This is a genomic window from Niastella populi (assembly GCF_002078015.1).
Taxonomy (GTDB): domain Bacteria; phylum Bacteroidota; class Bacteroidia; order Chitinophagales; family Chitinophagaceae; genus Niastella; species Niastella populi.
Window position 1 is genome coordinate 45,876 of record NZ_LWBP01000001.1, and the last position, 14,643, is coordinate 60,518.

Annotated in this window: 10 protein-coding genes; 1 reads left to right on the forward strand and 9 read right to left on the reverse strand. The window is 47.9% G+C overall.

The window, feature by feature from the left end; genetic code table 11:
* Window positions 1-16: 16 nt before the first annotated feature.
* The 5 genes from A4R26_RS00190 to A4R26_RS00210 all read right to left on the reverse strand — a co-directional run bounded on the left by A4R26_RS00190 (window position 17) and on the right by A4R26_RS00210 (window position 5,266).
* The gene (locus A4R26_RS00190) at window positions 17-883 is read right to left on the reverse strand and encodes a hypothetical protein (RefSeq protein WP_081158427.1); all 867 of its coding nucleotides are present in this window, start codon (window positions 881-883) and stop codon (window positions 17-19) included.
* Window positions 884-923: 40 nt separating this feature from the next.
* Window positions 924-2,126 (reverse strand): hypothetical protein, encoded by a 1,203-nt coding sequence (locus A4R26_RS00195; RefSeq protein WP_081158429.1) that lies wholly within the window; start codon window positions 2,124-2,126, stop codon window positions 924-926.
* A gap of 70 nt (window positions 2,127-2,196) precedes the next feature.
* Window positions 2,197-3,075: an eCIS core domain-containing protein gene (locus A4R26_RS00200; RefSeq protein WP_081158431.1), complete on the reverse strand. Its 879-nt coding sequence runs from the start codon at window positions 3,073-3,075 to the stop codon at window positions 2,197-2,199.
* A 32-nt stretch (window positions 3,076-3,107) separates the two neighbouring features.
* Window positions 3,108-4,454 carry an ATP-binding protein gene (locus tag A4R26_RS00205; protein ID WP_081158433.1) on the reverse strand — a complete coding sequence of 449 codons (1,347 nt, stop codon included), beginning with the start codon at window positions 4,452-4,454 and terminating at the stop codon, window positions 3,108-3,110.
* A 17-nt stretch (window positions 4,455-4,471) separates the two neighbouring features.
* Window positions 4,472-5,266, reverse strand: a complete 795-nt coding sequence (locus tag A4R26_RS00210) for a bestrophin-like domain (RefSeq protein WP_081158435.1) — start codon at window positions 5,264-5,266, stop codon at window positions 4,472-4,474.
* 177 nt (window positions 5,267-5,443) lie between these two features.
* On the opposite strand from A4R26_RS00210, the gene A4R26_RS00215 reads away from it, so the two are divergent.
* Window positions 5,444-7,630: a glycoside hydrolase family 18 protein gene (locus A4R26_RS00215; protein WP_081158437.1), complete on the forward strand. Its 2,187-nt coding sequence runs from the start codon at window positions 5,444-5,446 to the stop codon at window positions 7,628-7,630.
* A 90-nt stretch (window positions 7,631-7,720) separates the two neighbouring features.
* Here A4R26_RS00215 and A4R26_RS00220 read toward each other — a convergent pair whose 3' ends face one another.
* The 4 genes from A4R26_RS00220 to A4R26_RS00235 form a co-directional block, all read right to left on the reverse strand.
* Window positions 7,721-9,589 carry a RagB/SusD family nutrient uptake outer membrane protein gene (locus A4R26_RS00220; RefSeq protein ID WP_081158439.1) on the reverse strand — a complete coding sequence of 623 codons (1,869 nt, stop codon included), beginning with the start codon at window positions 9,587-9,589 and terminating at the stop codon, window positions 7,721-7,723.
* A 20-nt stretch (window positions 9,590-9,609) separates the two neighbouring features.
* A complete protein-coding gene (locus A4R26_RS00225) occupies window positions 9,610-13,002 on the reverse strand; it encodes a SusC/RagA family TonB-linked outer membrane protein (RefSeq protein ID WP_081158441.1) in 3,393 nt (1,130 codons plus the stop codon).
* 108 nt (window positions 13,003-13,110) lie between these two features.
* The gene (locus A4R26_RS00230; protein ID WP_081158443.1) at window positions 13,111-14,013 is read right to left on the reverse strand and encodes a FecR family protein; all 903 of its coding nucleotides are present in this window, start codon (window positions 14,011-14,013) and stop codon (window positions 13,111-13,113) included.
* 60 nt (window positions 14,014-14,073) lie between these two features.
* Window positions 14,074-14,634, reverse strand: a complete 561-nt coding sequence (locus A4R26_RS00235; protein ID WP_081158445.1) for an RNA polymerase sigma-70 factor — start codon at window positions 14,632-14,634, stop codon at window positions 14,074-14,076.
* Window positions 14,635-14,643: the final 9 nt, after the last annotated feature.

Consider the following 14,643-nt stretch of genomic DNA (forward strand, 5'->3'; position numbering starts at 1 on the left):
TTCGCTGTTCAAGGTTTTACAAATCCATTTCTACAGGGTCTGAATAGCCTGGTGAATTGGGTATGTCGATTTTCTGTTGTACAGCCTTAGGGTCCCAATAATAACCGGTTTTGATCCATTTGCTTAAATGTTTTTTCATGATTTGTTTTCGGTTCTTACTTCCATTCTTGTAATAATCATTGAGTGCCTCATAATCCACCTTTAACAACTTATCTGTTTTTTCTTTTTTACCGTTACATTCAGGGCAAAGCATCCATAAGTTATTAGTGTCTGATAATACCTCATATTGATAGCCTTTGAAATCCAGTCCTTTTTTTACTTTATAGTTACCATATCTTTCTCTCATGCTTGTTGAGAAATTCTCATTGGTCAAAGAGGAATCGAATTCATCCCTTTTTGTCCAGTCAAGCTGTAATTCATCGGCAATGGTTTCTCCTCTGGCTTTATCTTCGTTATATACGTCAAGAAGTTTTAGCAAAAATGCTTCGGGGACCATGTGATCAACCTGTAACCGGTCCATAAATTCTGCTTTATTACAAGCCTCGCACGTCGCAACTCTTCTTCCGCTACCCCCACTAACCATAGGTGTTTTACTATAAACTCTTTCCTGGGCATACCGGCGGGCATCACTGTGGTCATGGGTGTCAGGGACTTTTACTCTTTGTACCGGGCAACATGTTGCGCAGGTACAAGCTGCTTCATGTAAGTCCTGCTTCAGCTGGATTGGATTGTTAGCTGGCTGTTTTAGTTGAAGCGGATTCATTTGCAATGGATCATCCTTCTCACCAGCGGACTTTTGCTGTAGTGGATTGTTTGTTGCTTTGCCGTTTGTTGTAACGGCAGGTTGGGAGGCCTGTTTTTTCTGTAATGCAACAGGTTGCATAGAAGTATGTTTTATTAATTTGCCCTTTTGGGTTAAATGTTCAGGTATCCTTTCGTGTGAATTCCATCTCTCTGCATCCGCAACCCTTACCTGTGAAGTTATGATCCGCCGGTCCTTTATCTGTAAAGTCTTTGCCTTTGTCACTGTACCATTCTGCGGCAGAATGAGCAGATTCTAATTTAATTGTCTTAAGCTTTTCTTTCTCCAATAGCGCTTTGGCTTTTTTAATTAATTCACTGCCGCCACCGCCTTTTGCGGGGTGGCCCACCAGCCACCTGACGTACAGGTATTGAGGTCCTTCTATCTCTTCATCATCACTTTCTTCACCCGCTTTCAGCTTATCTGCCCGTGTCTCTATTATCATTACTGCTATCGGTTCTCCTTCGCCCTTATATACAGCTTTATAGATCCATAGTTTTTTCGTTACCCCATAAGGTTGCCTGTCCTCTTCGTTCATCATATCACTGGCTACATCAGGTCCTTCATCAAACTGGTCCCAAACCGGGCACGAACAGAGTTCATTTTTCTCCATCTCCTTCTTGTTCCTCTTTTCCAGTCCCACGCTACGTCTGCGTTTCTTTTTTCCTAATGCTATCCACTCATCGTTTATTTGCTGTAATGCCGCATCCATTTCTTCTTCTTCCCAGTTCTCTACCTCAACTACTTCTATGTCTTTTGGCGCCGGCCTGCCTTTATCCGGCGCCACGGATGTGAAGGTTATGGTTTCTTTCCTTACATACACATTCTGTTTCGAAAGATCTATTTTTCCACCATCGCCATTTATGATCCCCAAAACACGGATCCATTGGTGAGAATGGGATCCCTTCTTATCCGCGGCCCGCTTCCCGGCGTTTTCCTGGTTTGCCCCTCTGCGTGACAACATTACGGGTTCATCATCTAAAAGAAGTTTTTGCCCTTTGGTTAGCTGCCCACCCTTATTAACAGGCAACTCATTTGCCAGTGCATCGGCTCCACCGAATAAACTATCTTCCTGTTCTTCAACGAGGTGAGTAATTTCCCAAACTACTGTTGCTTCCCGCTCCACTCTTTGAACCACCTGTGATTTTGCTGTCTGTAGTTGTATAGGATTACTGGCAGGTTGTTTTAGTTGCAACGGATTTTGTGCTCTCGTTTTTAACTGCAAGGGTACCCGGTTCATTTGCACCGGGTTGCTGCCGGCTTTTCCGGTGGTGGGTGTTACATATTTGAAAGGCTTACTTTGTAGCGGTGCTGCAACTGACATATTGATGAGATTAACTGCTCATTAAACAATGATCAATAAAAGGGAACTGTCTGGCAAATTGAATGACTTCCTAGTCATATTCACCGCGGTCGTATTTTTTACGAATTTGCTTCATAGCGTTTGCTACTCCATTTGAATGCTGATTGCCTTTTCCTCCTCCGCCCTGATTTTTTTTCGTCACAAGCCCTCCTTCCTCCTCATGACTGCCATGCTCTCGTAGCAGCTCCTGTCGTCTAACAGAGGTCAGATTTTCCCACCAGGTGCCAAAAGCCTGTCTTCCCTCCTGAACCTCTGATATATTCGTAGAATTACATTCAGGACATTTTTTTTTGGGTTTTCCCGGCCCTTCTTCATCGCAATCGTTACATTTCCATTTACCCTGAACCACCGCAGTTAGTTGCGATGGGGCAGAATGAGCTGTGATAGCCGGCGCTTTTTGGCAGCCGGCACAACCACATCCTTCACCATGTGCAACAGTCTTCATTTGAACTGCTCTGTCACCCATTACATCAGCCTCTTCCTCCAACCCCTTGTCATCATTCACCGCTATTCCTTGCTTCATTTGCATGGTCGCCTGTACTCTTCCCTGTTTTTGCTGTACTACATGCCATGCTTCGTGGGGCAGGTGTTTCTCCTGTCCCGGTGCTATATGTATGTCGGTGCCCTGCGCATAAGCCAGCGCCTGTAACTGAGTCGGTTTTTCGCTATTGAAATGTACTTTCACATCATCCATGCTGAAACCCGAGAGTGCTTCCACGCCGGCTTTCAGGTTATCGGGTAAGCCGGTATTGTTCTGTTTGGGTTGTGAGGTGGCGGTTTCTTCTGTCTGTAATTGTAAGGGATTATTGGCCGGCTGCTTTGGTTGCAGTGGGTTGGCGGTGCTACCGATGATAGTGTCGGTAGTGTTGGTTTTTGAGTCGTCTTTTTTCTTCAGGATAACAGTTCGCATAAGAGATATTTTTTACTGTATGAAAACTTATTTTATACCACCGCCTTTCCTTCCTTGTGCATTTCCTTTCGGATCGCATGTTTAACATCGGGCAAAAAAATTTCCGTTGTGTTACGTCCCAGGGCCCGAAGGCAGCACCAGCGTACTACATTCATTATGGCGGCGCCGGTTATGGCATGGTCTGCTGCCAGTTTGGGCAAACTTACCTCCGGCGCCAGTTTACAGGGTGGGGAAAAGGCGACTGTCCACAATTGCAGCCGCTGGTGCTCGTCGGGCTTTTTGAAATCGATCATTACCTGGAATCGGCGGGCAAAAGCTTCATCCACATTGTTCTTAAAATTGGTGGCCAGCACTATCAATCCGTTATAGTCTTCAATTCGCTGTAACAGGTACGACACTTCCTGGTTGGCATGCCGGTCATGCGCATCCGACACATTGGTACGTTTGCCGAACAATGCATCGGCCTCATCGAAGAACAGGATCCAGTTCCTGTTCTCGGCCATATCAAATACGCTGGCCAGGTTCTTTTCCGTTTCACCTATGTATTTTGACACAACCATCGAAAGATCTATGCGGTAGACGTCCATGCCGGCCCATTTGCCCAGCAGGGCGGCGGTGAGCGTTTTGCCGGTGCCGGGCGGCCCTGAGAATAAGACCCGGAAACCGGGTTTTATCTTTTTGGCATAACCCCAGTCGTTCAGCAGGGTAGGGCCGTGCTGCAGCCAGGTCTTTATTTCTTCCAGTTCGGCCATTACTTCATCATCTACCACCAGGTCGGCCCACTCCATACCGGTAGTTAACCGCTTTGCCGGAAAACCGGCGGTGAAGTCGGGCCTGAATTTTTCCCCGGTAGTGAGCAGGGTAAGGTATTCGGTTGAGGGTATAAGTAATCCGCTCAGGCGTGGCTCACCCGGTGCAACGGGTTGTAACTTCAGTATATTTTGCGTGTGAAAAATGTGTGTATCGTTAAACAGGTGCAGCAGGCGGTAACGCTGTTGCAGATCGTTGCCGGCTAAAAGGAATACCGCCGTTTCGCCCGTAGGCAGGTTGCAGCCTCCCGGGCTTTTTTGTCCGCCCAACTGGGTGAACGGATGCCCGGTACTTTCATTCTTCATCAGCAACATGTCGAGCAGTTCGGGCTGCAGGTGCGGCGCGAGGGAAAGGATGAGCACAAAACGCTCTGCATGCGACAAATTGAACTGGCGGATAACGGCAGCGTAGGGTGACGGGTCGTTGGTGACGGCAGGAGGGGTGATCGTATTCACCGGCGGCTGGCTGGGGTCGTTATTGAATGAAATGGCGCCGCGGGCCGTAAGGATGGCCGAGAACCATTCCAGTTCCCTGGCAGCGGTAACGGCATTGGCCTGTAATGTGTCCATAGAAAAGATGATTGGGTTTAAACAGGTTTTGCCGCATCGGTTTTTTCCATCTGAAGAATGGCCTTATACGCTTCCGGCTCAATTTTCAGTTTACCGGTAAAGGGATGATCGAGAATAATGATGATATAAATGACCAACCCCATAAACGCACCTAATAAACCATTAGCGGTTATATGCAGGCGCCTGCTTTCCACATCAACCAGCACGGCGAAGATCAGTATAATAGCGCCTCCCATCAATAATGGCAGCCATATTTCCAGTGGGATAGAAGAGGTGGCGTCGAGAAAACGTAAACTCCGGTTTTCAGCCAGCTCATTCAACTGCCTGAACATTTCGCTGAAATAGGCATCTTTATCAAGTTTCACCATTTCCTGGAAAACCGCATTGAAATGGACGTGGTTGTTGGCGGTTACTGGCTTCATTGCTTCCATTTCAGGAAATTCCTCATTTACCACCGATCGTATATAATCTATATACAATGCTTTCAGTGACGCCGCTTTGCCGGGCTGGGGATAAAATTTTATATCGCGGTATAAAGCACGGGCTATGCTGCCTTCACGGTTGGTATTGGTTTGGGCCTCATTTACTGCATCCCATACAAGAAATACCACAAAACCCAGCAGTAACCCGTAAAAACCACCAACCGTAGCAAAGATGTAACCTACCAGCTCATTGTGCGAACGCAGTGGCTTCATGTTCACATACCTGCGAAAGAAATACGTACAGGCAATGCCGGTTAACGAGAAAAGCAGCACAATGATGATCAGCAGCAGTAAAGGAGGAAATTCCAGCATAAAGCGTACAAAGTTCATAAACCGGATTTTAAATAGCGCAATGTATAACAGGATGTATGGTCCTTCTCCTACCCGAAAGTACAGGTTGCGCCGGTACAGATTGCCGGTACAATTACCCGAATTTCAAAACAGGTATTTCTACCCGGGCTTCAACATGGCGGCTTTTTTACTTTTAACCTATGAAGTTGTGTTATTATGAAAAGATTTTCACATGCTGCAGCCTGTTTAATTTGTTTATTGCTATTCTTTACTTCAAACGCTCAAACAATTGTTGATGGGGCTGAAGTGAAAAAAGAAACCAGGAAGAGCTTTGTAAAAGTGCTTCTCGATAAAATAAAATTTACAAAGAACGCAAGGGAAAAAGAAAGGGAACGCATTCTTACGCTCGTTGAAAACCTGGGATTACAGGACTCGATCACTGCCAATGCCAATAATATTCAATTGATCATTCATGAGCTCGAAAAAAAGGAAAACCAGCATTATGATTCCCTGAAGAAGATCATAAATACGATCAGGTTGGCCGATCAGGGCTTAGCTGCCGGAATGCCCGGTGAAAATTCAGTGCAGCCGGAAAACGGTTTTTCTGATAAGGACCTCGAAACGCTTGCCAGCCAGATAATGCCGTTGCTGAGGGAAAAAGAGGCTGGTGATAAAGAGGAAAAAGAAAAGCAGGAAGTGTTAAAAAAGCTGCGGGAAATAAGAGATAACAATGCGGGAATAATTCATACCCGGAAAATAGCAGACAGCGTAATTAAAAGGTTTAGCGTAACGTTGAAGAACAGGGCTGCGCTTTTCGGTTTTTATGATAGCGACGCCGGTTCATTTGCCGGCACACCTGTTTTACAAACTTTAAATTCATTTATTTATCATTCCCTGTTTGTAAACGAAACAACAGGTGATATTATCAATAAAGCGCCATTGTACGCTTCGCCCGCCATAAGCGCGGCACAGGCTGCAGGGTGCGGTGTTTATTTTTCCGTGCTGGTACATAACAGCGATAGCAGGTCATCTTTTCTTTATAACGCCAACGCCTGGCAAACATGTGTCGACACGCTGCTTGTGCTATTGAAAAAAAGCCACGCAAAGGGTATTGTACTCAGCTATAAAAACCTGAGAAAGAAGGACCGCCGTTTGTTTACCGATCTTGTTCTATTTATTTCCGGCGCGTTGCAGCAATACAATGCTTCGTATGAATTGTTCCTCACCGTTCCGCGGGTTGACCTTGCCGGTGCTTATGACATACAGGCCCTTGACGAAGCGGCCGATAAATTTTTTATCGACTTTGCCACCAATACAACTTCGGTATGCAGCCCGTTGGCGCCGTTGAAAGGCAGCCAATACAATACGATTGAAAATTCTTTTGCCTGGTATGAGTCGCAGGGTGTGAAAGCAAATAAAATGGTATTGATATTGCCATACCGTGGAACAAGCTGGCAAATGCGGGACGCTTCTTTGAAACAGGATATTTTTACCGGGTATTTAAACATAAGCACCATAAAGAATAAATATGGCGAAGCAGCTTTTTACGATGAAGAAACCTCGAGCGTTTACATTGACACTGTATATGCAAACAACCGGGTAGGCCGTATATGGTACGACAATGAATTTACACTGGGAGAAAAATATGATTTCATACTGAATAACGGCCTTGGCGGCGCAGCTCTTTTTTGCATCAATTACGATGAAGGTTTAAAAGTGCTTAGAGATGAGCTTATGTATAAGTTTGCCTTTGCCGATACTACTTACCTGCAGGACAGTATAATAAGAAGCGTTGCCGGTTTGTCTTTTTTACAAAAGGCGGAAAGGTATTTATCCTTATACGGATATATTCTCCAGAATCCCTGTGCTACCTGTTACCAGAACTATGAAGGCGATGGAAGCGCAAGTCAGCGGGAACAGGTGCTTATTTCGTATTTGAGCGAATTGAAGATCGACTCATTGATAAGAGCGAAGAATGGCCGGGTCGCCCCCACATCCCTGAAAGAACAATTTAACTATATAAACAGCCGGCTTACCACTACTTTACTGTATATAACAGTGGGTCTGTTGCTTGTTAGTTTGGGATTTATATTTATTTACGTGGCCGGATTGAGGTATAACGGGGAGGACTGGCAATACAAAAAAACGGTAGCGTTTATATTGATCTTGTTCAGCGCCCTGTTTGTTTTTTCGGGGTTCACGTGGTGCTTTACCAACGATCTGATTCCCTTGTTCGGGGTTTCGGGCAGTTTTGCGCTGGGTGCCGATTGCCGCACCGACCCCAACTGCATCAATATCCCCTTCAGTACTTTACTGCTGATCATCATCTCCGGAATTGTCATCGGCTTTATTTTGTTCAGGTACTTTATAACGCCACTGCTTAAAAGGAAAGACGTGCCCTGAGGGTTTGTTGATCTGCATGCTGCAGCTTCTTTCGCCGGTATAAATAAGAATAGCACCACCCGCCAACCGGCAAATGGTGCTCTAAAAATTTTATCTTTCCCAGCCATAATTCTGTACCAGTACGCCGGGCGCTTTGGTGATCTCAACCGTGGGTATGGGCATCAGGTAATGATGGATGTTGAACACTCTTGAACCGCTGCGAACCGGTGCTGGTTTGTAAAAATTCTCACCGCCGGCATTGATGTTAAGTCCCATCAACTCGGTACACTCTGCGGTATGCGCAATGAGCCAGCGGCGGGTGTCGAAGAAGCGATGCCCTTCCATTGACAGCTCTATTTTTCGTTCATTACGAATGCGCTGGCGCATACCCTGTTTCGTAAGGTCTTCGGCCCGGCCGGTAACAGGCAACGCGGGCATCTTTACGCGGTTGCGCACTTCATTGAGATACCGGTATACTTCATTGTCGGGCGCATCCTGGAACTCATTCATGGCTTCGGCATACCACAGGTATACATCGGCCAGGCGGTAAATAGGGAAGTTGCGCATATTGGTGTTGGGCCGGTCGCGCGGGTTCTGGGTGGGGTCAACCCATTTTTGCACATAATAACCGGTTCGGGTATTCTGGCCCGTTTTATTGCCCCAGCCGTCGTTGTTGCTGCCGGCATTGGTTACATACTCTGTAATAACGTTGCGGTGCAGCAGCGGCATGCCATTGAAATATACATCGGTGTAAAAACGGGGATCGCGGTTATGGTACATGCCCCTTATGCGTACATTGGCGGTTTTCCAGGTGCGGTCGCGGAACACGCGCATCGAAGTGTCAACCCATCTGTCGGGCAGGTGCCCCGAATTAGGATCATCGGGCGGAAGCCCGTTCTTCATTTCATACGAGTTGATCATGGCATTGGTCATACTCAGCGAACCCGAGCTGCCATAATCAGTACCGTTAGGCATCAGGTTGCGGTCCCAGGCGTTTGCATCGAAAGCCCGGCCCTGTTTGTGCCAGATGACCTCGGTGAAATTCCTTTTATAAAATAATTCCTGCTGAACGGGGTGCAGAGTGTACCGGCCCAGGTTGATCACTGCCAGCGCTGCGTCTGCAGCCAGCTTCCATTTATTGGCATCGTACTGCTGGTTGAACAGCGGTGTACCGTCACTGTTGGTTACCGCCAGCAGGGTAGTCTTTACATTTCTTCCGTTTACGGTAATGGGCTGGCCGTCAACTTCACCGCCATTGAACAACGGACTGGCGGCATACAACAGGGTTTTGGCTTTCAGCGCAAGTGCTGCGCCCCTGGTAACCCGGCCCACTTCGTTGGGGTCGTCTTCATAGGTTAATGGAAGGTTGGGTGCTGCCTCATCGCAGAGTTTCACAATAAATGCCACCACTTCGTTCACCGGCCGTCGTTCTATTTGAAGCAGTTCATTCATTTCTGCTATCTTATAATAACGGTCGATAATGGGCACCGCGCCATACCGTTTGAACAACTCGAAATAATAAAAAGCCAGCAGGAATTTGACTTCATTCTTATAGCGGGGAATAACTACATCCTGGTACTGCTGCCTGATCCTTTCTTCCAGTACCGGCACCTTGTCGATGTTTTCGAGAAAATGCCAGGCGATGCGTACATTCTCAAAGGTGACATAATAATTGCTCAACGGGTTCGAGAGCGGATTCCAGGCGCCCTGTTCAAATAAACGCGCATCGCTCTGGTCCCAGTTATGATAGGCTTCATCGCTGCCGGCTGAAAGCAGGGTGCCGTTGGTGCCGTCATTGGCATTGAAATCCCAGGGCAGCCGGCTGTACAACACCGCCACTTCTTTTTCAGCCTGTTTAATATCGGTGAAAAGATCTTCTTCCTGGTGAAACTCACGCGGTATTACATCGAGGAACTTGCTGCAGGCCGCCATCATAAAGGCGAACGATAGCAGCAGCATATAGGTATTCAACTTTCTCATAGTAATAGTAATTGAAACGGTTAAAATCCGACGTTGATGCCGAAATTATAGGTTGCCATAAGCGGATAGGTAGGGGAGCCGTAGTTCTCTTCGGGGTCAAAGAGTTTCACATGATCCCAGGTGTACAGGTTATTACCGTTAGTGTATATACGCACATTGGTCATGCCCAGGCGCCGGATTAGCCGTGGCGGAATGGAATAACCGATCTCCATATTTTTAAGCCTTACATAATTACCGTTGCGCAGGTAATGGGTGCTGCGTTCGGTATTGTTGGGTGTTTTCTGGCTCATGGCGCGGGGGTATGCAGCGTTTGGCCGCTCGGGCGTCCAGTAATCGGTACCGGGTTCATACATCAGTTGCCTGAACTCGTAATTGGTGCCGAACATGGTGGAGCCGTCGGTAAACAACCAGCGGCCGAAACCGCCCTGGAACATTACACTGAGATCGAATCCCCGCCAGGAGAATCCGGCTGAGGCGCCCATGATAGCCGTTGGCTCTGAGTTTTTACCTATAAATGTTCTGTCGTAAGAATCGATGATGCCATCGCCATTCACATCCTGGTAACGTATATCGCCAGGTTGCACGGTGCCGAAGAATGTTTGTGAAGGGGCTTTGGCGATCTCTTCGGCGCTCTGGAAATAACCGGTAGCCACATAGGTTTGAATGTCGGATAGCATGCGTCCCTTGCGGGTTTGCCAGGGCCGGTCAGAGGTAGGTTCCTCCAGGTAATCGAGAATTTTGTTGCGTGCATAGGTATAGTTGCCGCGGATAAAATAAGTAAAATGTTTGCTCAGCCGGTTCTGGTGTTTAAGGTCTATTTCGAAACCCCGGTTCTCCACCATGCCTGCGTTGATAGTAGGTAAATTGCCTGCGGGTATGCCCATCAGTGCAGAGGTAATGCGGGAGGAGGTGGTGAAAATGCCGGTGCGTTTTTCATAAAAGATATCGGTGGTGAGCGTGAACAGGTTGTTCAGCATATTGAAGTCGAGGCCAAAGTTGGTCATGCGGGCTGTTTCCCAGGTAGTGAGCGCATTGCCGGTTTTACCTTCCAGGGCGCCGCCCTGGTTGTTCTGGTAGTCTGTGCCGAAAACATAACCGCCTGCGGCCAGGTTCCACTGGCTCTGGTAAGCGAAACGGGTACCGGGGTCCTGGTTACCTACCATGCCGTGCGAAAGCCTGATCTTCAGCAGATCGATCCATGATACCTCTTTCATAAAGTCTTCGCGGTTGATGACCCATGCGGCTGAAAAGGAAGGAAAGAAACCGAAGCGCCGCCCCTTCATAAAGTTCTCGGAACCATTATAGCCAAAGTTGGCTTCGGCAAAATACTTTTCATTGTACCCGTAAGCGATACGGCCAACCAGTCCCTGTTCCCTGCGGGGCAGGGCATCAACCGCATTACCGGCGCGGCGCGATTCATTTTTCAACCGGTACAGGATCATGGCGCCAATGTCGTGTTTACCAAAACGGCGGTCGTAATTGAGATAAAACTCCGGGTTTATTTGTGTTTGCCAGTGATCATTGATGAGGGTATAGTTAAGGAAGTCCTGTCCCTGTTTTACCTGGTCGTATTTGCCGTTGCCGGCATACAGGAACGACCAGTAATTCTTCGCACGTTCGTACCCGCCATTGGCCAGTGCGTCGTAAGAGAAGCGCGTGCGTGCGGTAAGCCCTTTTGTTATAAAGCTAAGATTGGCGGTAATGCCGAGGGTACCCTGCAGGTACGAGTTTAGCATTCTTTTATATCCGCGTTGGGTAAGCTGCGCATACGGGTTGCTGTTTCCACGGGTAGGTTCTGCAATGGAACCGTTGGGGTTGAATACAGGCATTTCATACGGCGCGGTGGTTTTCAGCGAAACAAAATAATCGCCGGCGGTGGGCACCGGGTAATTGCGGTAACGAACGATGGTGCTAAGACCCAGTTCGGCCTTGAACCATTTACTGATCTCCATATCGATATTCGACCGGAAATTGAATCTTTTTTCATTGGCCTGGATGTTATAATCCTTTATGGTCTTGTCGTGGTTATAAATGCCATCTTCGGTGAAGTAGGAGCCCGATACAAAGTATTTGAACTTATCGGTACCACCTCTTACGTTCACATTGGCCGTGCTGCGCCACGAACTTTCTTTCAACATGTAATCCATCCAGTTCACATTCGGGTACAGGTATTCATACTCCAGGTCGGCCGGCCAGTCGATACTGCGGTCGTACCGCGAAATGTATTCATCGGTATACCGTTGTGCTTCGGTGAGGCGGCCATCGTTGATAAGCCCGGCGCGGTAATAGCGAAAATAATCCACCGAGTTCAGGTATTCAGGCAGCCGGGTAGGGGTGTTCACCGCCGATTCTATATTGAATTGTACGGTGGGTTTGCCTACCGTTCCTCTTTTTGTAGTAAGAAGCACTACGCCGTTGGCGCCGCGCACCCCGTATACCGCAGTGGCCGATGCATCTTTGAGGATGGTGATTGATTCCACTTCGTTGGGGTCAATAAATTCAAAACCATCGCGCGGTACCCCGTCGATCATGATGAGGGGGCCGCTGCTGCCCGAGTAGGTGCTTTGGCCGCGCAACCAGATGGTAGACCCATTGGCGCCCGGTTCGCCGCTTGGCTGGCGGGCGATAAGACCGGGTAATCTTCCTACCAGTGCGCTTGACAAATTGGAAACGGCCGACTGTTTCAGTTCTTTGGTTTGTACGGAAGCTACTGAACCGGTAAGGGTGATCTTACGCTGGGTACCGAAACCTACCACCACCACTTCATTCAACCCCGTTCTGTTGTCGAGCAGGGTGATGTGGAGGGGCTGCCGGTCTTTTACCGTAACTTCTTCCGATGTAAAACCGATCATTGAAATTACCAGCGAGGCACCCACAGGTACCTGCAGGGTGAATTCACCATTTGCGTTGGTGCGGGCGCCTGCGGCGTTACCCTTTACCATAACCGAAACGCCATTGAGCGGCCGGCCGGCTGAGTCGGCAACGATACCGCTGGCGGTAATTTTTTCCTGGCTGGCGCTAACGGGCGCCGCTGCCTGTACCGCTTTTTTTATAACGATCATGTTGCCTACCACTTCATAGGTTAGCCTGCCGGGTTCCAGCAGGTCGTCGAGGATATGCACCAAACGGGTATTGACGTACTGCCTCGAGATGGTGCCGTCCTGCTTCACTAAACTATTGGGATAGGCGAATTTTACTTTTGATACGGCGGAGATCTCCTGGAGCGCCGCATCGAGCGATTTCTTTTTGAGGGTGATGGAAATCTCTTTTTGAAGTATATCCTGTGCATAACCACCGGATGCCTGCAGTAGCGGAACAATCAATAGCAGTAATACTCTTGCAATGGCGCAGCATCGTTTGGTTAGGGACAAAGAAGGACATACTCTACTCTTTGCAGATAGAGCTCTTTTCATAATTTTTAAACATTAAAGTGTATACAATCGTAATCCCCCCATGAGTGCAGGGGCGCAGCAGTTTAGGGCCTATGGTCTCTTATACGCGGTTCTGTTATACGTTTTGGATCAATTACTACAACCTTCACCTGTAATATGGTAGCTGCCGTTCTTTCGTTCAACCTTCCCGTTTACCAACCGTGCCAGTACGGTCATTACGTTTGCAACCGGTTCGCCGGTAAAATCGGCAGAAACGATACAATCGGCAACAGGTGCATGGAGCCTGATGGTTATGCCATACCACCGTTCAAGCGATGCTGCTACCTGTAACAGGCTTTTATTGTTGTATATAATTTTATGTTCTTTCCACCCGGTGATTTCGCCGGGATCAATATTTTCATAGAATGCTACCGTTTTGCCATCCTGGCTGCAGGTGGCCTGTTGCCGCGGAGTAAGCTGGTGGTTACCCACACTTACTTTTCCGGTGAGTACGGTAACCGATACCTGTTTGTTTTGTGGCCAGGTGGCTACATTGAACGAGGTGCCCAGTACATGCGTAATAATGTTTCCCGTATGTACCAGGAAGGGCCTTTTAGCATCTTTACTTACCTCGAAAAAAGCTTCGCCTTCCAAAAATATTTCGCGCTTACCGGTGGCAAAAGCGGCAGGATACCGGACCGTGCTGCCTGCGTTGAGCCAGATGGTTGAACCATCTGCCAACTGTACCTGCGCAATGTTACCCGCACCGGTTGTTTTTTCCAGCATGGCAACATATTGAGGTTGGGCCGTATGTTGTTGCCACAGCGCAATACTGCCCAGCAACAGTACAAGAACAGCGGCAGCAGCGGCAACGCTGAATAGGATTACACGTCTTCTTTTAGCTGCAATATTATTTTTAATGCATTGGAAAACGCCCTGGCCGTCAAAGTGGCCACTGCTTTCAACACCGGTTTCTTCGGCTTTTTTGAAATAGCGGCTTACCAGGTTTTCCAGCCTGCTGTCATCTGAGTGTTCTTTGCTTTTTCTTTTCATTACGTTATTAGTTAAGATGCAGGAACAGGCGGTACCCCCCAAAGCGAAATAAAAAATAGATCACAGGAAGAAGGATAAAAAGTCTTTCAGGGAAGATCGTAGGCGTTTCATCGCAATGGTCATTTGGTTTTCAACTGTTTTGGCGGAGATGTTCAACTGGCTGGCGATCTCTTTGTGCGAGCGTTTTTCTTCGCGGCTGAGCATAAAAATGGTGCGGCATTTTTCGGGCAGCTGTGCTACGTTGCGGTCGATGCATTGTTGCAGTTCTTTTGCATCTATATTATCTGAAGCGGTATGTTGTGCCACGAGCGCTTCCAGGTCGCACAGTGCAACCTTTATCTTTCCTGAGCGAATGGTCATGAGCACATTGTTCTTTGTAGCGGTGAACAGGTATGATCTGAGATGGTGAATATGGAGGCTTTTGCGCTTTACCCAAAGATTGGTGAATAGTTCCTGTACAATGTCTTCACAGGTTGGGCGGTCTTTCAGAATGGCGTGGGCAGCATGAAAAAGCTGCGCTGCATATTTATTATAAACCGCCTCAAAGGCAACAGCATCGCCCTGCCTTATCAGGCCAGTAAGCACCTCATCGGACCAGGGAGCAGTTTCGTTCAATTTCATAAATTCGTG

Coding starts and splice junctions, on each gene's coding strand:
- A4R26_RS00190 (WP_081158427.1), bottom strand. CDS start 883: ATGCAACCTGTTGCATTACAGAAAAAACAGGCCTCCCAACCTGCCGTT.
- A4R26_RS00195 (WP_081158429.1), bottom strand. CDS start 2,126: ATGTCAGTTGCAGCACCGCTACAAAGTAAGCCTTTCAAATATGTAACA.
- A4R26_RS00200 (WP_081158431.1), bottom strand. CDS start 3,075: ATGCGAACTGTTATCCTGAAGAAAAAAGACGACTCAAAAACCAACACT.
- A4R26_RS00205 (WP_081158433.1), bottom strand. CDS start 4,454: ATGGACACATTACAGGCCAATGCCGTTACCGCTGCCAGGGAACTGGAA.
- A4R26_RS00210 (WP_081158435.1), bottom strand. CDS start 5,266: ATGAACTTTGTACGCTTTATGCTGGAATTTCCTCCTTTACTGCTGCTG.
- A4R26_RS00215 (WP_081158437.1), top strand. CDS start 5,444: ATGAAAAGATTTTCACATGCTGCAGCCTGTTTAATTTGTTTATTGCTA.
- A4R26_RS00220 (WP_081158439.1), bottom strand. CDS start 9,589: ATGAGAAAGTTGAATACCTATATGCTGCTGCTATCGTTCGCCTTTATG.
- A4R26_RS00225 (WP_081158441.1), bottom strand. CDS start 13,002: ATGAAAAGAGCTCTATCTGCAAAGAGTAGAGTATGTCCTTCTTTGTCC.
- A4R26_RS00230 (WP_081158443.1), bottom strand. CDS start 14,013: ATGAAAAGAAAAAGCAAAGAACACTCAGATGACAGCAGGCTGGAAAAC.
- A4R26_RS00235 (WP_081158445.1), bottom strand. CDS start 14,634: ATGAAATTGAACGAAACTGCTCCCTGGTCCGATGAGGTGCTTACTGGC.